The 22,457-nt window shown below is 43.4% G+C and carries 21 protein-coding genes; 9 read left to right on the top strand and 12 right to left on the bottom strand.

The annotated features are described in order from the left end of the window. The first annotated feature begins 108 nt into the window (after positions 1 to 108). Complete coding sequence (locus tag AACT42_RS16415; protein WP_094132311.1) at positions 109 to 1,941, top strand: putative bifunctional diguanylate cyclase/phosphodiesterase; 1,833 nt, start codon at positions 109 to 111, stop codon at positions 1,939 to 1,941. Positions 1,942 to 1,993: 52 nt separating this feature from the next. Here the strand turns inward: AACT42_RS16415 and AACT42_RS16420 are convergent, their stop codons facing one another. After that, entirely contained in the window at positions 1,994 to 3,301 is a 1,308-nt protein-coding gene (locus AACT42_RS16420) for a peptidoglycan DD-metalloendopeptidase family protein (protein ID WP_017050287.1), read from the bottom strand. A gap of 186 nt (positions 3,302 to 3,487) precedes the next feature. Then, positions 3,488 to 3,787 (bottom strand): isoamylase early set domain-containing protein, encoded by a 300-nt coding sequence (locus tag AACT42_RS16425; RefSeq protein WP_026028657.1) that lies wholly within the window; start codon positions 3,785 to 3,787, stop codon positions 3,488 to 3,490. A gap of 211 nt (positions 3,788 to 3,998) precedes the next feature. On the opposite strand from AACT42_RS16425, the gene AACT42_RS16430 reads away from it, so the two are divergent. The 4 genes from AACT42_RS16430 (at position 3,999) to AACT42_RS16445 (ending at position 9,157) form a co-directional block, all read left to right on the top strand. Further along, positions 3,999 to 5,660 carry a SulP family inorganic anion transporter gene (locus AACT42_RS16430; protein WP_094132313.1) on the top strand — a complete coding sequence of 554 codons (1,662 nt, stop codon included), beginning with the start codon at positions 3,999 to 4,001 and terminating at the stop codon, positions 5,658 to 5,660. Between the two features lie 351 nt (positions 5,661 to 6,011). After that, positions 6,012 to 7,388 carry a YjiH family protein gene (locus AACT42_RS16435; protein WP_026027937.1) on the top strand — a complete coding sequence of 459 codons (1,377 nt, stop codon included), beginning with the start codon at positions 6,012 to 6,014 and terminating at the stop codon, positions 7,386 to 7,388. A 201-nt stretch (positions 7,389 to 7,589) separates the two neighbouring features. Continuing rightward, positions 7,590 to 8,057 carry an oxidoreductase gene (locus tag AACT42_RS16440; protein ID WP_094134174.1) on the top strand — a complete coding sequence of 156 codons (468 nt, stop codon included), beginning with the start codon at positions 7,590 to 7,592 and terminating at the stop codon, positions 8,055 to 8,057. Next, positions 8,057 to 9,157, top strand: coding sequence for a GGDEF domain-containing protein (locus tag AACT42_RS16445; RefSeq protein WP_094134175.1), 1,101 nt, complete (start codon positions 8,057 to 8,059; stop codon positions 9,155 to 9,157). Before AACT42_RS16440 ends, AACT42_RS16445 begins: the two co-directional genes overlap by 1 nt. Before the next feature lie 73 nt (positions 9,158 to 9,230). Here AACT42_RS16445 and pstB read toward each other — a convergent pair whose 3' ends face one another. The 5 genes from pstB to AACT42_RS16470 all read right to left on the bottom strand — a co-directional run bounded on the left by pstB (position 9,231) and on the right by AACT42_RS16470 (position 14,045). Beyond that, entirely contained in the window at positions 9,231 to 9,980 is a 750-nt protein-coding gene (gene pstB / locus AACT42_RS16450) for a phosphate ABC transporter ATP-binding protein PstB (RefSeq protein WP_013868112.1), read from the bottom strand. A gap of 45 nt (positions 9,981 to 10,025) precedes the next feature. After that, on the bottom strand, positions 10,026 to 10,889 hold the full coding sequence (gene pstA / locus AACT42_RS16455; RefSeq protein WP_026027681.1) for a phosphate ABC transporter permease PstA: 864 nt from the start codon (positions 10,887 to 10,889) through the stop codon (positions 10,026 to 10,028). Between the two features lie 5 nt (positions 10,890 to 10,894). Continuing rightward, positions 10,895 to 11,827, bottom strand: a complete 933-nt coding sequence (gene pstC, locus AACT42_RS16460; RefSeq protein ID WP_094134176.1) for a phosphate ABC transporter permease subunit PstC — start codon at positions 11,825 to 11,827, stop codon at positions 10,895 to 10,897. Positions 11,828 to 12,038: 211 nt separating this feature from the next. Next, a complete protein-coding gene (locus tag AACT42_RS16465; RefSeq protein ID WP_026027935.1) occupies positions 12,039 to 12,860 on the bottom strand; it encodes a phosphate ABC transporter substrate-binding protein in 822 nt (273 codons plus the stop codon). A 282-nt stretch (positions 12,861 to 13,142) separates the two neighbouring features. Continuing rightward, the gene (locus AACT42_RS16470) at positions 13,143 to 14,045 is read right to left on the bottom strand and encodes a DMT family transporter (RefSeq protein WP_026027683.1); all 903 of its coding nucleotides are present in this window, start codon (positions 14,043 to 14,045) and stop codon (positions 13,143 to 13,145) included. Between the two features lie 97 nt (positions 14,046 to 14,142). Between AACT42_RS16470 and AACT42_RS16475 the strand changes: the two genes are divergently transcribed. The 3 genes from AACT42_RS16475 (at position 14,143) to AACT42_RS16485 (ending at position 16,478) form a co-directional block, all read left to right on the top strand. Beyond that, a complete protein-coding gene (locus AACT42_RS16475; RefSeq protein WP_094133780.1) occupies positions 14,143 to 15,603 on the top strand; it encodes an aminotransferase-like domain-containing protein in 1,461 nt (486 codons plus the stop codon). A gap of 90 nt (positions 15,604 to 15,693) precedes the next feature. Next, positions 15,694 to 16,215 (top strand): spermidine N1-acetyltransferase, encoded by a 522-nt coding sequence (gene speG, locus AACT42_RS16480; RefSeq protein WP_013868118.1) that lies wholly within the window; start codon positions 15,694 to 15,696, stop codon positions 16,213 to 16,215. 17 nt (positions 16,216 to 16,232) lie between these two features. Continuing rightward, on the top strand, positions 16,233 to 16,478 hold the full coding sequence (locus tag AACT42_RS16485; protein ID WP_013868119.1) for a Rho-binding antiterminator: 246 nt from the start codon (positions 16,233 to 16,235) through the stop codon (positions 16,476 to 16,478). A 51-nt stretch (positions 16,479 to 16,529) separates the two neighbouring features. Here the strand turns inward: AACT42_RS16485 and AACT42_RS16490 are convergent, their stop codons facing one another. From AACT42_RS16490 to ompW, 4 genes are all read right to left on the bottom strand, one after another. Further along, positions 16,530 to 17,138 (bottom strand): 2OG-Fe(II) oxygenase, encoded by a 609-nt coding sequence (locus tag AACT42_RS16490; RefSeq protein WP_026027933.1) that lies wholly within the window; start codon positions 17,136 to 17,138, stop codon positions 16,530 to 16,532. Between the two features lie 227 nt (positions 17,139 to 17,365). Continuing rightward, positions 17,366 to 19,201 (bottom strand): zinc metalloprotease EmpA, encoded by a 1,836-nt coding sequence (gene empA / locus AACT42_RS16495; RefSeq protein WP_094133781.1) that lies wholly within the window; start codon positions 19,199 to 19,201, stop codon positions 17,366 to 17,368. 41 nt (positions 19,202 to 19,242) lie between these two features. Then, positions 19,243 to 19,386 carry a hypothetical protein gene (locus AACT42_RS16500; protein ID WP_019281242.1) on the bottom strand — a complete coding sequence of 48 codons (144 nt, stop codon included), beginning with the start codon at positions 19,384 to 19,386 and terminating at the stop codon, positions 19,243 to 19,245. A 163-nt stretch (positions 19,387 to 19,549) separates the two neighbouring features. After that, positions 19,550 to 20,194, bottom strand: a complete 645-nt coding sequence (ompW, locus tag AACT42_RS16505) for an outer membrane protein OmpW (protein WP_026027932.1) — start codon at positions 20,192 to 20,194, stop codon at positions 19,550 to 19,552. Positions 20,195 to 20,592: 398 nt separating this feature from the next. On the opposite strand from ompW, the gene AACT42_RS16510 reads away from it, so the two are divergent. Next, positions 20,593 to 20,997, top strand: coding sequence for a cystatin domain-containing protein (locus AACT42_RS16510; RefSeq protein WP_013868124.1), 405 nt, complete (start codon positions 20,593 to 20,595; stop codon positions 20,995 to 20,997). A 91-nt stretch (positions 20,998 to 21,088) separates the two neighbouring features. Here AACT42_RS16510 and AACT42_RS16515 read toward each other — a convergent pair whose 3' ends face one another. Then, positions 21,089 to 22,264, bottom strand: coding sequence for a lytic polysaccharide monooxygenase (locus AACT42_RS16515; protein WP_443085136.1), 1,176 nt, complete (start codon positions 22,262 to 22,264; stop codon positions 21,089 to 21,091). Positions 22,265 to 22,457 lie beyond the last annotated feature (193 nt).

Genomic DNA, 22,457 nt, shown 5'->3' on the forward strand with positions numbered 1-22,457 from the left:
AATATTTTATTTTTTTGCGTCTCAAGTACCCATCATTGCGAGTGGCAAAACTGCGCAATGTCGACCATAGTCACTAAGTGCATATTCTAAAAAAACAGAGTACGACATATGACTAAAACATCATTGGCTAGGGATGCAGTTAGTCTAAACACCATTAACGAGCTCATGCTGCTCGATGGCTCTGAGTTACATGATCGAGCCACATTGGTGCTGCATACACATTTTCAAACCTGCTGTACATGCATCGTCGAGTTAGACAAATGGCATTACAGAGCTCACACCTTATCTCATGCTGGTGAGGCGCCAGACAACAACGACACGGGTTATCCGCTCAGGGGAACACCGTGTGAGCAAGTGTGGAAATCAAAACAGGAATACTGTCTGTTTCCATCACAAGTGATCAAAATTTTTCCTGATGACAAGTTTCTAATTGAAAATAAGATTGATGCCTATATCGGTATTCCACTACGTGCCAAGAATGGCGAAATACTCGGAATGCTCGTGTCTACCTTCTATTCTCCCATCGAAGATGAGGAATTCGTGATTGGCTACCACCGAATCATTGCGAACATAGTCGTTCACAGCCTGCGCAATAAGTGGTTGAGCGAACGCTCTGACAGCTTGGTTAATCAACTTAGCTATGAAGTTTCTCACGACAACCTGACTGATTTAATGAACCGCAGTTATCTAGCTGACAAATTAGAACGCTTAGTTGAAACAACCAATGAGCCGTTTACTCTTGCTTATTTAGACATCGATAATTTTAAATCGATCAATGACTTATATGGGCACTATATTGGCGACCAAATCATTAAGTTTGTGGCTAATGCCATCATTCAAAGCGTTCCGGAAGAGAATTTGGCATTTCGAATCGCAGGGGATGAATATGCGTTTATCACCTTCTCTAATGATCCGTTGCAAATCTGCCGCTGCATATTGGATAAGCTAAATACAGGTTATGTCGATGCATCACATCGCATTAAAATTAGCTTAAGCATTGGCATTTCAAGGAAAACTCAAGAGACAATCACGGCCGATCAACTGATACTCAATGCCTGTTTAGCACTCAAAGAGTGTAAGCAAACTCGCGGTAGTAATATCCGTTGCTATGATACCCATCTGAGTGACCAATACCATCGTCAAACCCAAATCACAGAAGCTCTACGCCGTGAACTCAATAAGTTAACCAGTAAAAATAGTGAGCTATTTGTGGTGGCGCAACCGATCGTCAGTCGTCACCAAGAACAGTGGAACTATTTTGAGATTCTCACTCGCTGGAATAGCGAAACTCTGGGTGCGATTTCACCGATTGAGTTTATCGATACTGCTGAGCAGTCAGGTTTAATTGTGGAATTAGGAGAACGCATTGTTGAGCTGGCATGCCTAGCAAAAGTTGAGCTAGAGGAGGGCTTAGGCTACAAGGTAAAATTAGGACTTAACTGTTCGGCACATGAACTGATCAACTCCAAGCGCTATCTCGAACACTTAATGCAAACCATTACTCAATACGGCTTTGAGCCTAATGAATTCACAATTGAGCTCACCGAAACAGTACTACTTTCACAAACCAGTGAAGTTAGATACATCTTAGATAAGCTCAGACTACTTGGTTTTACCATCGCGCTTGATGACTTTGGCACTGGCTATTCGAGCTTGAATTACATCCATAGCTACCCCATCGATTGCATTAAAATTGATGCCACTTTTATCAAAAACATGGTGTGTAACGAAACAGCGGAGCGCGTAGTTTGGTTGATTATTCAATTGGCAAATCAACTTCGAGTTGATCTCGTCGCAGAAGGGGTGGAGAACCAAGAAGCTCTAGAAAAACTCTATGCTATGGGCTGTGAACAGATCCAAGGTTACTATTTTTCAAAGCCAGAAACACCGCACTCTATCGTGACTCACTGGAACAACATGAGCCATGTACGGCGCGCATAAAAAACCCTCACTCTGAAAGTGAGGGATTACTAATATCCATTATGCTATCACATTAAGACTCTTGGTCAGCCGAAGACTCACTGGTGGCATACCGCAGTTCTTGCTGCTGAAGCATAGAATCGAGTTCATTACGCCTTGCAACAAACCCCGCCATCTCTTTTTTAGGCACTGAGTTTGCCATTGGTATGTTGGCGGTCATGGCATTCACTGCGCGATCTCGAACCATCAGCTCATAATGCAGATGAGGCCCAGTGACTCGGCCCGATTGTCCAGATAAACCGATCCGCTCACCTCGCGATACTTTCTGACCTTTACGCACTAAAATTTTACTCAAATGCAAATAGCGTGTTTTGTAAGTACTGCCATGTTGTATCACCACGTAATTACCCGCATAAGGGTGCTTACGCGTCATGATCACCGTACCATCGCCAGTCGAGAATACCGGAGTACCGACTGGTACACCAAAATCAGTACCATTGTGCGGAGCCACTCTTTTTGTGACTGGGTGCAGGCGATGCGCATCAAAGTTAGAGGTAATGCGTTTATTTGTCGTCGGATAGCGTTGAAATGCGCGCTGTAAACTATCGCCATTTTTGTCATAGTACTGCCCATCACGGTGTAAATAAGCAGAAACGTCTTTGCCTCGACTGTAGATTTTAATCGCTTGGATTTCACGATTGCCCGTCAATTTCTCACCGACAAATTGACGAGATTGAACCACTTCAAATCGATCGCCAACCCTAAGATCACGAGAGAAATTGAGTTTATCTTTAAGTAAAGAGACGATCTGTTCTATCTCAGCGCTGCCTAACCCTATCGAATTGACCGACTGAGAAAAACTGCCTTGGATCTCGCCAACCATGGCGAACTCTTTCCATACACCCGGTATTTTAACATCTTGAAACTCATAGGTACCATCATCTAAACGTGAATATACCGCGCGCTCGACTAGGCTAAATTCTAGCTCCATTTTGGAAAGCGCATTTCCATTTTGCGCTTTCCAAAACCTGAGGATGTTGCCAGGTTTTAACGTATCCAATGCGAGGTAGTTTAAATCGGTTTCCATAATCTTCATCAAGTCTTGGTAACCAAAGCCAAGTTGATTAAAGATAGTACTTAAATTGTCACCAGATTTAATCTCATATTCAAAATCCGGAAGATTTTTTACCTCAATAGCATCAGATAAAATCGACTGAACAATTTGAGTTTCGGTAATAGAGAGCTCAATTTGGCGCTGTAAGGAGCTATCCTGAATAGACGAGGAAAATGCGATGGCCGCGACAATCGGTAGGCCAATAATCGACGCTTTTTTTGGAAGTGAAAGCTCAGAAAAGCGCAGAATGAGAGAACGAGGAAGCACTATCTATCCTGTGGATTAAGTCAAAAGAGCCTCAAGATTAAGACTTTCTGTTTCAAAAGTCACCTATATCGTGTGATTCTATGGTCAAAAAAGGCACCGGAGTGCCTTATAATAAATCAACAATTACACGTAAAAATGAGTACTGTCCTAATCATATTTCACGCTTTCACAAGATTTATCAACAACCTATTGATAAGTCGTCACTAGGCTATTTTCTTCGCCAAAACCATTGGCAATGTACTGGTCAGCGCTAGGATCGTTAACCCATTGTTGGTCATCCAACAAGTAACGAAATTGAAATTCAGCATCTTTAGGTAAACGGGTTTTAAATTTAAAACTATTACTTTTCGCCACCTTTTTCATCGGTTCTGGTTGCCAGTCAAGAAAGTCCGCTACTATCGCAACATTGCCAGCCGTATCTGGGACGTCCACTTCAAAGGTCACTTCGACTTCTTCTTTTGTTTTAAAAAAACGTTTATTGATCATCACAAACTCCATCTCTGTATAAAAAACATCCTACCTAGTGAATCATAAGAAAATAGACTCACATCCACAACTCTAAATAGTAAAAATTCCGCCGCCGAACCACTATATTTATAACCTCAGTTGAATATTCCCCCCTCTTTACAGCATTTTAAATGAGCGTAGAATCCACCGCGCTTTCTATTTTCCCCTATTTTCAATAAGGTTATCAATTATGTTTGCCGTATATGAATCCTATAAAGCCGGTCTGCTACGACCAAAACAGTGGCTAAATAATATCAGTGCAGGTTTGATTGTAGGGGTTGTCGCTCTGCCACTGGCGATGGCATTCGCTATTGCTTCTGGCGTGAAACCGGAGCAAGGGATATACACCGCCATTATTGCAGGCGTTATCGTTTCACTGTTTGGCGGCTCGCGAGTGCAGATAGCTGGCCCAACGGGTGCTTTCATCGTGATACTCGCTGGAATTGTGAGCCAGTATGGGGTCAGCGGGTTGCAGATAGCCACTATGATGGCCGGTGTGATTCTATTGGTTCTGGGGGTCGCAAAACTCGGTAGCATCATCCGCTATATTCCTGACCCCGTAATCGTCGGCTTCACCAGCGGTATCGGTGTCATCATCTGGGTTGGGCAATGGCAAGAGTTCTTCGGCCTCCCCAAGATCGAAGGTGAGCATTTTCATCAAAAATTAGTGTCTATTTTCCATGCCTTTCCGCAGATGGATTGGGCCACAACAGGCCTTGCGTTATTTTCACTCGCGCTGGTTATCTTCGGTCCTAAGATCCCTAAGCTCTCGAAAGTACCAGGGCCGCTGCTTGCTCTCATCACCGTTACCGTGTTGCAATATTTTGTTGGCTTTGAAGGGATCCGCACGATTGGATCGGCTTTTGGAGGCATACCTCAAGGATTGCCAGAGTTTTCGCTTCCAGAAGTTAGTTTCTCTCAAATTATTCTATTGATTGGCCCTGCTTTTGCGATTGCCATGCTAGGTGCGATTGAATCATTGCTTTCTGCGGTGGTCGCCGATGGTATGGCGGGCACCAAACACAACTCAAACCAAGAATTAGTCGGCCAAGGTATCGCTAATATCGTTGCTCCTCTCTTCGGTGGTATTGCAGCAACAGGCGCCATTGCACGTACTGCAACCAATATACGCAACGGGGGGACAAGCCCACTTTCGGGCGTGGTGCACTCGCTCACTCTGGTCATTATCCTTATTGCACTTGCACCATTAGCCGTCAATATTCCGCTGGCAGTACTCAGTGCGATTTTGTTCGTCGTAGCATGGAACATGAGTGAAGTTCCCCACTTTATTAAATTGGTTAAACGTGCACCCAAAGCCGATGTGGTTATTTTGTTGCTAACCTTTGGATTAACCGTGTTTGCTGACTTAGTTGTCGCCGTCAATATCGGGGTGATCATCGCTACCCTTCACTTTGTAAAACGTATGGCATCTAGTGTTGAGGTAAAAGCCAGTACACACCATGAGCTCAGTGCTGAGCTGCTTCGTCATGGGCAAACTCAGTTACCAAGAGAACTCGCCGTTTATGCCTTAGAAGGCCCATTTTTCTTTGCTGCGGCTGAAACCTTTGAGCGTGTGATGAGCAGCATTCAAGAGCAGCCAGAAATTTTAATTATTCGCCTTAAATGGGTTCCATTTATGGACATTACTGGCCTGCAATCCATTGAGGAAATGATCGAAAACTTCCATAAAAAGAATGTGCAAGTGTTGATCTCTGGTGCAAATACTCGTGTTGCAATGAAACTGAAAAAAGCGGGGATTGTTGATTTGGTCGGTGAAGATAATTTCTTTAGTCAATTCGATGATGCGCTCAGCGTTAGCCTACAACGTTTGAATATCAGTACAGCTCAATAAAGCTCATTGGACCTATACATTTTTGGCCTTTAGCCTGCGGTTAAAGGCCTTTGACTGACCCGTCCCTCTTACCTTAACCGCCCAATTTTCCTCAGCCCTCCTTAATTCTTTTTAAAACGCACGCCTCAATCACCAACAGATTATTAACCAATGCAACAATAACAAAACAAATGACCATGTTATCTGAGAATAACAGCTCTTTTGTTTGAATACTTAACCTTGATTAATGAATAGTATTGCAAGCCATCTTAAAAATAGATATTCTTGCCTGCAATGACTAAATAGAGCTATTTAGTGCATTTTTATGCCACCAGTTGGTGACTATTGACCCGCAGTAATACGAGACACGACATGCAAGATAACGCTCAAACTATTGAAGCTCCTGTAGCACCAACACAAAGTAGCTTTTGGATGTTTTTCATCCCTTCGTTAATTGGTCTATTTTTGTTTATGGCGCCAATTAGCTACCAAGGTGACTTAACCATTCCAGTTGCCGTCCTTGCTAAATCTATCCAAGCTATTTTGGGCGATTACCTTGTTGCAATAGTGACAGTGATCATCGCCTTTATGTCTGCAGCTTCCATTTTATGTAAAATTTTTCAACCTGCATTCATTACAAAGAGTCCTTTCTTAAATGGGCTTTTTAATCCATCGGCTCTTTGGTTAGCCGTCCGTGTATTTGGTGGTATCGCCGTCATCATGACGTTTTTCCAAATCGGCCCTAAGGCTATCTGGGAAGAAAACACTGGCGGTATGGTTCTTGAGGGTTTATTACCCACTTTATTTTCTGTATTTATTTTTGCAGGGCTTTTGCTGCCTTTACTGCTTAACTTCGGGCTACTGGAGCTATTTGGTAGTTTATTAAGCAGAATCATGCGTCCAGTTTTCAACCTTCCAGGCCGTAGCGCAATCGACTGCATGGCTTCTTGGTTGGGCGACGGTAGTGTCGGTATTTTGCTGACCAGCAAACAGTACGAAAGCAAATTCTACACACAGCGTGAAGCCGCTATTGTTGGTACAACGTTTTCTGCCGTTTCAATTACCTTCAGCTTAGTCGTTATTGCGCAAGTTAAGCTAGAGCATCTGTTCCTACCTTTTTATGGCACCATTTGCCTTGCAGGCTTTGTTGCAGCGATCATCATTCCTCGCCTGCCACCATTAAGTTTCAAAAAGAACACTTATATTGATGGTACCTCTCCAGCTAAAGATGCCGATGCAGTTCCAAGCGGCCATACCTCGTTCTCATGGGGGATGGAATTAGCACTGGCGAAAGCAAGCCAAGTTAAATCTGCAAAATCGATCTTCGCTGAAGGCATGCGTAACGCTGTTGATATGGTGTTTGGTGTGCTACCTGTCGTGATGGGCTTGGGTACTCTGGCTCTGATTGTTGCAGAATACACCTCTGTATTTTCTGTATTGGGCCAACCGTTTATTCCTTTTCTAGAATTACTTGGTGTACCTGAGGCTGTTCAAGCATCTCAAACCATTGTGGTCGGCTTTGCGGATATGTTTATTCCCGCGATTCTTGCAGCTTCCATTGATAATGAAATGACACGTTTCGTGATTGCGGCCATGTCAGTGACTCAGTTGATCTATATGTCTGAAGTGGGTGCATTAATGTTAGGCAGCAAAATTCCTGTCAACATCCTTGAGCTGTTTGTCATATTTATTCTGCGTACGCTCATTACACTGCCAGTGATAGCTGGTGTAGCACATCTCATTTTTTAGTAAACAATGCGGCAGTAACGGCACTAATAACATTTCAATATGCAAGTCCCCACTTATGTGGGGATTTTTTTGTTCTAAACTAAAGATTGATTCGACCAAATTAACAGAAATATAAATAGAAAATAATTTCATTGATTAAATTATCACCTTATACTTTTAGCCTATGCTCTAAGAAAAAAGCAGAAGTAAATAAGGTAGTTTATGATGAGATGGATAACCGCTTTACCACTTATTTTTTTCAGCTTATTTGTCCATGCTGCAAGCTTAACTATTACCCTCCCAAACCAAGATCGGGTTACTTATTCTCTTGCACAATTGGCAGAGATACTGCCTCGTGAAACCTTCACGACTCAGCTTCCTTGGTTACCAAAAGAAAATACTTTCACTGGTTTTAAAGTTATTGATTTAATTAATCATTTGCAAGTTGGACAGGTTTCGTCTGTATCATTTTTGGCCATTAATGATTACGCCGCTAATATTGCAATTGAAAACTTAACTCGCTATGAACCCATTATTGCTTATCACATGAATAGCGATGAAATGAAAATAAGAAACAAGGGGCCGTTTTGGCTGATCTACAATCTAGATAAATATCCACAAATAGACAATGACATTTATTACACCCAGATGGTGTGGCAGTTAGAAAAACTATTGATTCACGGTAAATAATGAATTTTAAAAAATACAGCACTTTACACCCCTTGCTATACCGAGCAAAAACACTGTTGATTGTCCTGTCAGTCGCCTTGATCGTCGCTAATTTGTATATACTTTCGACCACACGCTCTTTAGCCAACTCCTATACCGACCAACGTAACTATGCAACTTGGTATTTATTCCAGCTCACCAAGGAGTATTCTGAGCTTGTTGCTTCGATTCCTTATTACCTAGAGTCAAAGGAGAAGAGAGCGCATACTTGGCTGCAGTATGAGCTGATTTGGAGCCGTTTTGACTTGATTCTAACGAGTAAGGAATCGGATAATTTTATGGGGAGAACGGATTCCCAGCATTTCTTTAAGAACAACTTTGATGATTTCAAAATATTAGAAAGCTTATTGCTGGCCGTTAAAGATCAAAAATCATTGGCTGTATTTGAAAAACATGCTCGCTTGATTTACGACCAGATTATCGGCTATGTAAACCAAAACTTTCAACTGCAAAGCCCTATCTATCTCGAGCAAAAAGAAAAAGCAAATAGGCTAACACAGGTACAATTTCTGCTGATGTTCTTGATGCTGGGTTGCATTGGCTTAGTTAGCTATATTTTTCATAAAGAAGCGGTTGCTCAGCGTACCTTAGCATTAACTGACCCTCTAACTGGGCTTGCAAACCGCCTTGCTATGTTTGAAGAGCTGAATCAAATTTCTACCAACAACCCCTTCTCTCTCTTTCTTCTCGACTTAAATGGCTTTAAGCCCATTAACGACCAAAATGGTCATAAAGCAGGGGACAGTGTGTTGCAGCAAGTAGCGTTTCGCTTAACACATTCGATTCCAACCTTTGATTATTCGGTATTTCGTATGGGGGGTGATGAGTTTGCCCTGATCATCCATAGCGTAGATGCGATGGAACTGAGCATTATGCAACGCCACATTAAAGCGTGTTTTAAAGAGAATTTCTTCGTGGATAATGGAGTGGGAGCAAAGCTTTCAACCAGTATCGGTATTGCCTCTTTTCCTAAAGATTCAGCCAATATTAATCAATTAATACATATTGCGGATAAGAATATGTATGCCATGAAGTTTCTACAAAAAAGCCCCTCTGTATGAGGGGCAAAGTTACCATCGCTTTATAGTTATAATGAGTCCGCTATTATTTCAGGTTAGTCGCTGCAATAAGTGATTAGCCGAAATCGCCATTGACATATCCCATGGTTCTATCATCTTTAGGATTGTTGAAAATCACTTGTGTATCATTGTGTTCAACCAATTCCCCCATTAAGAAAAACGCCGTGCGATCAGAAATACGACGCGCTTGCTGCATTGAGTGCGTGACAATAACGATGGTGTAATTCTTTTTCAGCTCTTCCATCAATTCTTCAATTTTGTGTGTTGCAATCGGGTCAAGGGCGGACGTTGGTTCATCCATCAAAATCACATCCGGCTCCATCGCTATCGTACGTGCGATGCACAAACGCTGTTGTTGACCACCAGAGAGACCAAACGCATGCGACTTCAAGCGATCTTTTACTTCATTCCACAACGCCGCGCCGCGCAATGAGCGCTCAACCACTTCATCGATGTGCTTTTTATCTTTAATCCCTTGTGCGCGTAACCCATACGCCACGTTTTCATAAATACTCATTGGGAACGGATTTGGCTTTTGGAACACCATTCCCACTTTGATACGCAGATCTGCAACATCAATATTGCCGTAAATATCTTGCCCATCCATCGCCAATTTACCGGTGATAGTCACGCCTTCAATGAGGTCATTCATTCGGTTCAAACAGCGTAATAAAGTCGATTTTCCGCAGCCAGAAGGGCCAATCAGCGCTGTCACTTGACGAGTTGGAATAGGCAGGTTGATTGATTTTAGCGCTTGGTTATCGCCATAAAAAAGGTCTAGGTTTTCAATATTAAATTTGTTCATTCTTGTTATCTCTCAAAATTCTGTAAATCGCGCCCAACGCTCTGCTTAATAAGAAGCGGTATTAAATCGTCTTGCGATTAGCTTCGTCACCATGTTGATCAGTAGCACAACCACAATCAGCACGGTTGCTGTGCCGTAGGCTTGATTCCACTCTTCAACCGTGAACAGCTCTGTTGTGAGCTTGTAAAGGTGAACGGTTAGGGTGCGGCCTGAATCGAGCAATGAATCAGGAATACGTGCCACCATTCCTGCGGTTAAAAACACAGGAGCCGACTCACCAATAACACGACCAATACTCAAAATAATTGACGTGAGGATGCCGGGCATTGCACTTGGCAAAATCAGACGCCAAATGGTGTATATTTTTGAGGCTCCAAGACCATAAGAACCTTCGCGATAAGTTTGAGGAACGGCCATCAACGCTTCTTCTGTGGTCCGAATGATCACAGGCAAAATCAAAATGCTGAGCGTTAGCGCACCCGACAAAATAGAGAAGCCTAAGCCTAGAATCACCACAAAGAAGGTCATGCCAAATAGACCAAAGATAATGGAGGGGATCCCCGCCAAAGATTCGGTACAAAAGCGGATCACTTTCACCAAGCGGCTACCGATTTTGGCGTATTCGGTAAGATAAATCGCCGTCATAATACCCAACGGGGCGGCCACCGAAATAGAAGCGATCACCATATAAATCGTCGATATGATCATCGGGAAGATCCCGTGTTCATTGCCAGTACGGGTGTAATCGTCAGTAACGAAATTCCAATCTACGTGTTGTAGCCCGTTAGAAAGGATGTACCAGATAATCCAAAATAGGAAGCCGACTGTTACAGCGGCCGCAATCCAAATAGATATTTTCAATACGTTATCTTTTAGCTGGCGGGCACGTTTTAGTTTTACTGTATCCATCACTATTACCTCGCTCTCTCACGGTTTAAATAGAGCAATGTGGCATTCAAGATCATGATGAATGCCAATAGCACAACGCCTGTTGCATAAAGCGCACTGGCATGAACACCACTTGCGTAAGACATTTCAATCGCAATATTGGCTGTCAGCGTGCGTGCTGAGTCTAAAATACCTTCAGGCATCGCTGGCGCGTTGCCCATCACCATAATAATGGCCATGGTTTCACCGAGCGCGCGCCCAATTCCTAAGATGACGCCGGTCATAATTCCGGAACGAGCTGCCGGTACCAGTAATTTGAAGATGGTAAAAATACTGGATGCACCTAATGCCAAAGAACCTTCTTTGTACGCATGAGGGACTGCGCGAATAGAAGTCTCGGACACGGTAATCACCGTCGGTAAGATCATGACACCAAGCACAATAATGCCCGCGAGAATGGTATTGCCCGCAGGAACTTGGAAAATGTCCTGAATCAAAGGAACAATAATCACAAGACCAAAGAAACCATAGACCACGGAAGGAATACCAGCGAGCAATTCAACGGCTGGGCGAATGATATTCGCGACACGTTTTGGTGCGACTTCGGCAATAAAGATAGCGGTGAGTACGCCCACAGGCACACCAACGATAACCGCACCAAACGTTGAAATCACAGAAGCGACAATCATAGTTGCCACACCATACAGAGCTGGCGGCAACCAATCTTGTCCAAGGACGATACCCGAGATACCCACTTCTTGAAATGCGGGAATACTTTCGCGGAAAATGAAGTAGGCAATGATGGCAAGAGACACAATGCCAATAATGGCACTGGTAAGAAACAACCCGTGGAAAATGCGCTCTTTCCAGTCCACACGCTTTTTAGCACGAAGTGCACGTTTGGAAGCTTGCGTAGAAACGTTGTTCATAAGCTTTTCACTATTTGTTGCGATGGTCATAGTATCAATCTCACTATTCGATGGAATCGACGTGGATAGAAAAGGCTCAGCCCCAACGATGGGCTAAGCAAACTTTTAAAGTTATTTCCCCAAACAACTTGAAGTGGCGGCTAAACAGCAAGTCAGTGAATTCCCATCCACATGGATAAAGCATGTGTTTGGGCTGAACGAAACAACGTCGCTGCACCTTCAAGTCGAATGGGAGAGTCTATTAGTTCACTGCGATATAGTGATGTTCTGCAACGAGTTTTTGAGCTTCAGGCGTTAGCATCCAATCAAGGAACTGTTGCGTTTGAGCGGATGGTTGGCCTTTTTTGTACAGTACAAGGAAAGGACGAGCCACTTTGTATGAACCATTTTTCACGTTATCTACCGATGCATCAGTACCGTCTACCGCTAAGGCATGAACCGTGTTATCAACGGTGCCAAGAGAGATGTAACCGATGGAATAAGGGTTAGACGCAACCATAGTTTTCAAACTGCCGTTACCGTTAGCTACTTGAGCTCGTTGAGAGATAGCAGATACCGTCTTGTCTGAGATTTTTTTTGTCAGTTTCATAATCTCTTCGAATGCACCACGAGTCCCTGATGCGGTATCGCGAGTAATTGCAACGATAGGTTTGTCTTCACCACCGACATCTTTCCAATTCGTGATCTCGCCTCGGTAAACAGCAGAGACTTGTTCAGCACTCAACCCTTTTACTTTATTGCTTGGATGCACAACCACCGCTATACCATCAAGCGCGATCTTTTCTTCAACTAATGATGCTTCTTTTTCTGAGCTTTTTAGGCCACGTGAAGACATACCAATATCCGCACTGCCGTTCTTAGCGGCTTTAATACCGGCAGAAGAACCTGGGCCTTGAACCTCAATAAACACGTCCGCGTTTTTCTTCATATATGTTTCAGAGAAAACTTCCATCAATGGCGTTACGCTGCTAGAGCCAACAGCAGAAATGGTTTCTTTTGCAAAAACTGGGTTAACTGCCAATGCACCTAAAAGAGCGATTGCACCGATTACTGTCTTTTTCATCACAAATATCCTTAAGAGGCTTTATTGCCGTTGTGTATTGAACGAAACTCACTTTAGGACGCAAATATGACAGTTGTGTTTCACTTAGTTTAAAACTAGATGACACAGTAAAATATTTTAGGAAAACAGAGGAAGGGCAGCGCATTTTTGAGTGCATCGCTTAAGATCAATCTGAAAAAATTGGCAAAGTCATTAGGTGCCGCCGCGAGTCAGAAATTATCCATTTATTACCCGACCACCAGCAGAGCACCCCATTCTAAGTTCGATTTATAGGGGTGAATTTTATGAACGCTCAAATACCGGTTTCGCCAATTTTCTCAGCAGATTCGGCTTTTTCACCACCAGATAAACAGCCGTAACGGCAAGGCAGAAGCCCGCAACACCAAACCCATCCAATGATTCATCAAAAGCAAGCCATGCTTGAATGGCGGTGGTTGGCGGTACAAGATAAAACACTGAAGCCACACTTGAGGCCGCACCGTGTTCAACCATATACAACAGCAATAAAATAGAGACACATGACAGCACCACAACCAGCCATACCAGTGTCATGATAAAGGTCGGTGTCCATTGCACTTGCATGGTTTCAAAGCTCCAAGCCCAAGGTAAAAATAGGCATAACGCAGCCACATATTGCACGGTAGCGCTGCCAATCATATCCACACCTTGGCAAAATTTTTTCTGATATAAGGTGCCGAGCGTGATGCCGAGCAGAGATAACAAACACAAACTAATTGCAGGCCATTTGTGTACTTCCGATTGCCACTCAATGTTACCCATCAAGACGAGACTTATCCCAGAAAACCCAAGAGCTAACCCTAACCACTGCGCCAGATTAAAGCGCTCTGTACTCATAAAAACCAGCAGCAGCGCAGTCAAAATGGGTTGCGTCCCCACCAGCAGAGCACTTAAACCTGCTGGCATTCCCCAAGAAATCGCTTGGTAGGTTCCGCCCAAATAGCAACCATGAATCAACACGCCCGTTATACAGGAATGCCACAAATGGCGACCACGCGGAATGCGCCTTTTGAGCAATAACAGCAAACCAATAAAAAGCACCACGTTCGCCACCATGCGCAGCGTGAGCAGCGTGGCAGGTTCCGCATACATTAAGCCAAACCTTGCGCCAACGAAACCAGATGCCCATAGCACGACAAACAAGAACGGGATCATTCTTACAAACATCACAAAATTCCTAGCCACAATCGATTCTATGCTGCTACTTTATTTGGGTACAGTTATTCGCAAAAGGCACAGATTTGAATAATTTAGTGGGTACAGAATGAAAAGTAAGCTTAAAAACACGGATCCTAAATATACTGAACCTAAATATACTGAGGTAAAACGTCATCTTAAGCAGACCATCGACGATGGTTTATTCCACGCACACGATAAAATGCCTTCCATTCGCCAGCTATGCGAACAACTGTCTGTCAGCAAAAATACCGTTATTCGTGCTTATCAAGAGTTAGAAGCGATGAATGTCGTCTACTCTCAGCCTCGTTCAGGCTATCGAGTCCAAGGTGCTGTAACCCCTTTGGAGATTCCGCTGCCACAACCCAATAGCATTGACCTGCTCTCTTTATCTAAATCAATTTTGGTTCAACCCACAGTGAAACATCACATGCCCGCAGGTTCAGCGCATCCTAATACGCAAAGCGCCGCGATTCGTAGTTTGTATGCAGAAATTGGCCGCCACAGCCGCCAGCAAACGCACATTCCTAGCCACTATCAGCTACCGCCAGGTAATAGCCATTTAGTCAAACAACTGCTAAAAATATCGCAAGATTTGGGCCTACAAATCAAAGCACAAGAAATCGCCATTACGCATGGCGGTCAGCAGGCCATCAGCCTCGCATTTCGTGCATTAACCAAGCGCGAAGACATTGTGGCCGTTGAGTCACCTTGTTATTTTGGCACGCTGCTGTTGCTTGAATCATTAGGCTTAAAAGTGGTGGAGATCCCCAGCCATAGTGTCGAAGGCATCGACATCAGCGCCCTCGAACAAGCGCTATCTCAATGGCCGATTAAGGCGATTCTCGTCACGCCTAATTTTAACAACCCAACCGGTTCACAAATGCCTCTGGAAAAACGTAAACAGCTTTTGGCTGTCAGTGGTGATACACCAATTATTGAAGATGATGTGTTTGGTGGCCTGTATTTTCAAAAACCGATACCTTGCTTGAAGATGCTGGATGGCAAAGGCCGCGTTATTTACATCAATTCGCTCTCCAAAACCTTGGATTCACGGCTGAGGATCGGTTGGATCATCGCTGGAAAGTATCAAGCGAAAATAGAAAAGATACTGCTCAGCGAGAATATGGGCAGCTTGAATTTAATCCAATCAGCCGTAGCGGAATTTCTCGAAAGTGGTAAGTACCGTCAACATCTAGCCAAAATGCGCCGCACTTACCAACTGAACCAGCAGCGCTTTGCCAAATTGCTCACCACCTCGCTCAATCACTACCCGTCGCTGCAAGGGCAGTTTCAATTAAGCCGACCTGAAGGTTCATTTTTATGCTGGCTGACACTTCCGTCATTCATCGATAGTTTTGAGCTTTATCAACGTGGCCTGCAAAACAAAATCAGCCTCCTGCCGGGGCATCTTTTTGCAACGCAGGGACAATTCCAACACTGTATCCGTTTCAGTGTAGCGAACTTTGAAGACAACATGGCATGGCAGGAAAGCATAAACAAACTGACCGAACTGATTCATCTCGCGGCATCAGATCACAAGACGTAAGCGTACGCATTTTAAAAAATTGCTGACTAACCACTTGTATTGCAACAAAGTCGGCATAAGATGAATGCCTTAGTTCAATGAAGGTTTGCTATGAATAATCAATTATCATTAAGAGCGTTAGAGCGCGGTGACTTACGCTTTATCCATGATCTCAATAACAACCGCAACATTATGTCTTACTGGTTTGAAGAACCTTATGAATCTTTTGATGAGCTGGAAGAGCTGTACAACAAGCACATTCACGATAACGCCGAGCGTCGGTTTGTGGTTGAGAACCGAGATAAGGAACTGATCGGTCTCGTTGAATTAATTGAAATTGATTACATTCACCGCAGTGGCGAGTTTCAGATCATCATCACGCCAGAGCACCAAGGAAAAGGGTTTGCACAAACCTTGATCAACAAAGCATTAGACTACTCTTTCACCATTTTGAACCTACACAAAATCTACCTGCATGTGTCGACGGAAAACGAAAAAGCCATCCATTTATACCAAAAAGCCGGCTTTGTTGAAGAAGGGCACTTAGTTGAAGAATTCTTTATTAATGGCCAATATCGTGACGTAAAGCGCATGTACATTTTGCAAAACGCGTATCTTAATAAGCCCGCGTAACGTCATAGGAGTGAATAATGGTCACTTGCAGTCAATATGATTACATTGAGCTCGCGTGTTTGTTTCATTTGCCCGTCAAGCTCACCTTAAAAAATGGTATTACCTATTCAGGCACCGCGATGGACACTCTGCGCAATGAACACCAACAAGAGTGCATTGTGTTGAAAAATGAACAAAGTGAACACTTAATTGAAACCAATGCCTTATTGATGATGGAGGCATTAAGCTCACATCCTCATTTTACCCTGATCAAATTTGACTGATAAAAGAGCGTGGCAGCACACAAGCCACGCTTACTTATTAGCTTTTTTGCGTTAACTGGCAATATCGAGCTTGTTGCCTGTCACGCCATTAATGCGAAACCACCCAGCGATGCTGAAACGCTCAGCATTGGTAGGTTGTACTTCATGCGGAAAACGTTCGGATAAAAAGACCAGTAAACGCCCCGCTATCGGCGCAACCGTCGCGAGATACTGATCTTGAACATCGTAAATAACCAACTCACCTGCATCAGCACCACACCACCGATCATTCATATAAAATACCGTCGTCAGTTTGCGGCTGGCGTTGCCTGTAAAGGCGTCGAGGTGTTTTTGGTAGAATGCTCCTATTTCATATTTGGCAAAATGAGCTTCATATTCAAATAGCCCAAGAAAAAAGTGGCGGTTAACCTCTTGCCGAATTTGCTCCATACGTTGCAAATAGTCTTGCACAGGCAAACCCATGCTGTTTTCAATCCACTGGATTTTATCGTTGCGTATTTCAACCTCTAATTGCAAGGCATCGTGCCTGCCAATTCGCGCCACTTGTAACTGCGGTGGCGTACACGCTCGTAGGTTTTTGGTTTGCTCTGGTGTTAAAAAGTCATCCCATATGTACCAACCTTGATCGGCAATTGCGTCCATCAATTTATCTAACGACATTTTCACACTACATATAACAAAAGTGCTGTGGTTATATCGATAGCAAGCCATAACAACAAATCGGTGTTTCGATGCTTAAGACAAGGCGAATTTGTGGAGGTGGAGAAGCTGGCAAGAAAAGACTAGAAACAAACACCGTGGTTGTTGAACAACCTATCGTTGAATACACTCCTACATAACAAAGGGGCACTGACTCGTGCCCCTTTAAATTTAATCAATAAAGATAATTAATCCAGTCTTAACGTTACACCACTGTAGTTACTATAGCCTTTGAGCATCACATGGTAGGTGGTTCCTGGTGTTGCAGAAATTGTGCACTGTTCATTGTTACCCGATTTGTAAGGGCGACAATCCCACGAAGACGTGGTTGGTTTGCTGCCGGCTTTGACATACAAATCAGCATCACCTGAGCCCAAACTGATCGAAACTTTAGCGCTGGTTGAGCTTGCGACCGTAAAGGTATAGAAGGCTTCGGAGCTTCGCGTACCTTGTAACCCTATTACTGGTTTGCCTTTTTCTAGCACATTCCCCGTTGGAGGCACTACGCCACAGCTAGCATTTACGCCCACTTGGTTAAAGGCATCAACCACATCCGCTTTGTTATAACCTAAGTCTTGTGCCGCTTTTGCGACGCCACATCCACCTTGGTCAAAGGTACTGTTTGCTGTCCAATATAACTGGTTAGCGACGGTGAACACTTCAAAACCTTTACGAACCGACCAATTGGCTTTGTTGGCTAGCAAATAATACGCGCGATTAAACACACCACTTGAATAGTGAACATTTAATCCATTGTAGTATTGAGAAGCGTGATCGATAGAACGGCCATCTTTTGACGGTTGATCAAAATAACGTAAGCCACCGGAAGATTTGAAAATGTCGCTCCCGACCACCCAGTCAACGCTGCCTTTCATATAAAATTCAGCTGCTTCCCCAGCAATATCAGAGAACGCTTCATTGATACCACCAGACATATTTTGGTAAACAAGCCCTGAGTTCTGCTCGGTAAAGCCGTGGCTCACTTCATGCGCGCTGACGTTGATATCCACTAATGGATAAAATGTATTTTGGCCATCACCAAAGGTCATGGACGATCCGTTCCAGAAGGCGTTTTCATAGTTGCTGTCATAATGCACACGCATAGTTAGCTGGAAGGTTAATGGGGTGGTGTTCATCCAGTCTTTGTACATATCGAACACCACTTTACCAAAGTAGTGTGCGTCATTAAGCGGTGAATAAGCGCCATTAATCGCTTTGTAATCGTTGTAATTACTCGCGTCGGTACATGAATAGCTGAACGTTGAACCACCCGATGTCGCATGCTTCATATCCACGGTTTTTACAGCGCTATTCACCATGCTACAGGTGTTGCCTACTTTATTTATCACTAACCCTGGGAAATCTGTTCCGTACTGATAAAAACCTGTCTTCTGATTTCCACCAGGTCCAGTACCCGTCGCCTCTGCATGGTTTAACCCTTCCCAAGTTTGTAATACGTCACCAGAGTTCGCATCAATAAAGAAAAATGGCCGTGCAGGCTCATTGGTTGCAACAAAGAAGTCGACTAAATAAACCATTTGAGCCATTTGGTTTTCGTCCAAACGCACCATCAATTGAGCGCGCTCGTTTTCTGTAACAAGATCCGCACTCGTCAGTGATGGGTTTTGTTGTTGGTAATGCGTAAGTGCAATACTAACCGCCTGCTTTTGTTCAACTTGTGGTGAAGTACTTACCACATCAGAATCAATTTGCTGCGCCATCATGCCGTAAACTTGGCCGATACCTTTCTCAGTTTGCGTTGCTACGACTGACGTATTAAAGACCGGTAAACCATGATACATCTGCTGGTAACGGACTTTGACTTTACCATTAGGTAGAGTGACGCTTTTTACCATCTGAAAGCCATTTTGTGTTGGCACAATACTGCGAGCCTGCATGGATAAAGCTTGTTCTAGTAGACTTGGATCATCAACCTGCACCATTTTCGCGGCTGATACTGGTAGTGCTGCGCTGATAGAGGCTGCGAGGAATAGCCACTTCATTTGACGTTGTACTTTTTTCATTTCTCAATCCTAGAGAGTTATTATTAGCATCCGCTGACGACTTACATCCAATCAACCACCAGCGACGTGACTGCGAATGATTCGCTCATTGAAAATGGATCAAGAAAACCAACCTCGCCAGTAGCACGGAAAAATAGTGCAAAACGAGCGTCAAATAAAATGGTCACAAAAAAGACAATAGCCAAAATAACTCGAAAATTTATTACAATAATTAACTTGTATATTAAGGAGATAAACATAAATGATAATTATGTGTACATTTAATAGTGCACATAACTATCAATATAATTTTTGCTTGAAATTGAAAAAGGCAGCGCTCGCTGCCTTCTATTAATCACCTTGCTACCACTAAAACTTATAACCAGCGCCTATCATAAATACCCAAGGATCAATGGTCACATCGGTTTTTTGCTCAATGCCGCCAAACTTATAAGTCGCTTCAGTTTCAATATCGGCATACCAAACTGACGCATTCAAAAACCACTGTTCGTTGAGCATATAATCAAAACCAGCATTGGCCGCTAAACCCCAAGAATCTTTGAGTTTGAGATCCGTTAAGGTTGCACCACTTCCCGTACTGTTAAAACCTTCATCGAAGAACATGGTGTAGTTAATGCCCGCTCCAACATAAGGACGAAATTTCGATGACGCTTCACCAAAGTAGTATTGCAACATAAAAGTTGGCGGTAGATGTTTTGTTTCAGCAATGTCACCTAAGTTCAAAAGATTGGTTGAAATAGTATGGCTAAAAGGTGTAGCCGCTAACACTTCAAAGCTAATATTGTCGGTGATCATATAGCCTATTGTTAAGCCAAGCTGAACGTTTGAGTCCACAGCAAGCTCTTCATTTGAGCCTAAAATACCATCGCTGCTATCATTGGGCACCACAGCGGCAAGACCGGCACGCACAAGAAAGTCACCTTCTTTGTGGGCAAAAACATTCGTAGAAACAAGAGCAGAAAGCACGGCAAGGCCGCAAAGTGTTTTTTTCATTGTGATTTCCTTTTTGTAGGGCGAGGTAATAGTTTTTATTTGCGCGCACAGTAGCACATAAAAACCACACTTTTTTGATGGAAATCAATTTGTAAAATTTATCGCCGATCAGCTTACAACTCTGCAACCTTGATCACTTTTCTAGACATAAAAACACACAGTCATGTAATGCGTTTTTTATGTGCATCACACCTAGCCTAACGTTGAAATGGCTTTGTTATTTATGGTTAAAAACTGACAATATTGGTAAGAAATAGTAATAACGTTTTATTGTCAGAATAAATCATCATAATTTATCACGCACCTAACAGAGCTTGACGGACTCCTCACACCACAATTGTTAATATGAACTCCTCAGATTAACCCTTTCTGCTTTTCTAAAAACAAAGGACAACTCAATGAAACGATTTCTTTTACCTCTATTTGGTTTGCTCGCGTTAGCGGGGTGTGATCAACAAACACAAACAGAAAGTACTAAGGCTCTAGAGCCCACCGTGATGGTGACGGAAACAGATGCCGTACCGTCACCCATCTGTGCAAGCGAGTTGATGCCGGGAGGTTGGCAAGCGACAGAAATTACCGACGAAGCTAAAGAAGCGTTGAAGAGCGCTTTAGCACAAATGGAGAGCAATGCACAATTAAAAGACATTATCGATGTCCGTTCACAAGTGGTTAACGGGGTGAATTATGCCATTGAGTTTGAAATGGCGGATGGCAGCATTTGGAATGCGATAATCTATCGCAGTTTAGAAGGTGATTACTCGTTAACCCAACCAGCAAAACAAGGCAAATTGTGTGAATAACCTCATCTCATAAGCCATGATTAAACCAGAGTTAGAGAGTAAAAAGAGGCCATGGCCTCTTTTTACTCCTCGATACTATAGCTATTTAATACTATCGCCATACACCCCATTCACCCGTAGTTCCGGGCTCTTCATTTTTTGTCCACCACTGCGCGGTCCAAGTTTGCTGCTTGTGCATAACGACATCACCGGACGTATAAATTTTAGTCGCATTCCAAGCATTATCGGGGACAGGTGGCAGTGGCGTTTCCTCTTTTAGCAAAGAAAGCTGATAACTGTAAGTCGCGTTTGGAGCAAACACACGGTTAGCATATACATTCTGGCTATCGTACATATAGTGATTCATTTCTTGGTGCCAAATACCAATAAACCATCCCCCTTTTTTCACTTGGTTAAACTGACCCGCCATTTCCACTGGCCACGTTGCTGTATTATTGGCTGAAATCGCTAAGCTGATATCGGTCGTTTCATTGCCATTGGCATCGAAGGTACGCAAACGAACCGTATCGCCAGATTCAACAGGACCGAAACCTTGTGAAAGATAACCACCAAGATCGCTGAGATTCTGCGCAGGTTCTGATGGGTCTGTCGGATCCGTTGGGTTTGATCCACCACCGCTAAAACTAATATCACTGCAGTTATAAAAACCTTCGCCCGCGGCATCAATACGTTGCCAGCGAGTATAAAGCACAGCATCACCACTTCTATCGGCGGGCAGGGTAATCTTGATGCGATATTTTTTATCCGTCCCCACTGTGATATTACCTTTGGTATCAATAAGATCCAGATCATCCCAAGTTAATGGGGCCTCACCGGTATAAGTCGGTTTAGAGAGATAAAACTCCCAATAAGAGGGGTTATGTGGCGCGGTAGCATTAAAGACTAATTCGATTTGTTGATTAGCGTCTAAATTCACGGCCGTTTTTTGCCAATGAGGTGAAGCAACATCTAGCCCTGCTTTCGCGTTGCTACCTGCGGAGCACAACAAGCCGTCGCGAACAACAGCTTGAACATGAGCCATGTCACGATAATTTGCCACATTGGCCGCCACTTCATTGCGTTGTACAAAAGGATAAGCTCCAGACTGATCAAAAGCCGCTTGGCATGCTGCATTAGGGATCGTATTACTCCAAAAACCACCATCTAAGTAACAGGTATTTTGCCGCGCGCTCGGAAATTCGACCCAACCATGAGCTTGTGCATGAGCAGAAAGCAATCCGCTCAATGAAAGCAAACCCAATACACTGACTTTATTAAAATTATTCATCATTCTTCCTTTTTGTATTATTAGCATCAATGCCACAGAACGACACTCTGTAACACATGAATTGCCAATCAAAGCTAGCAAGAATTATCAATAGACAGTGTCAAATCTGGGTAGGAATGCTGGACTATTTGCTTATTTTGCCACTCTCTTTCCAATCAAAAAGGATATGAATCATTGAACTCACAGTGAGTTT

Source organism: Vibrio sp. V15_P4S5T153 (genome assembly GCF_963874485.1).
In the GTDB taxonomy this organism is placed as follows: domain Bacteria; phylum Pseudomonadota; class Gammaproteobacteria; order Enterobacterales; family Vibrionaceae; genus Vibrio; species Vibrio anguillarum.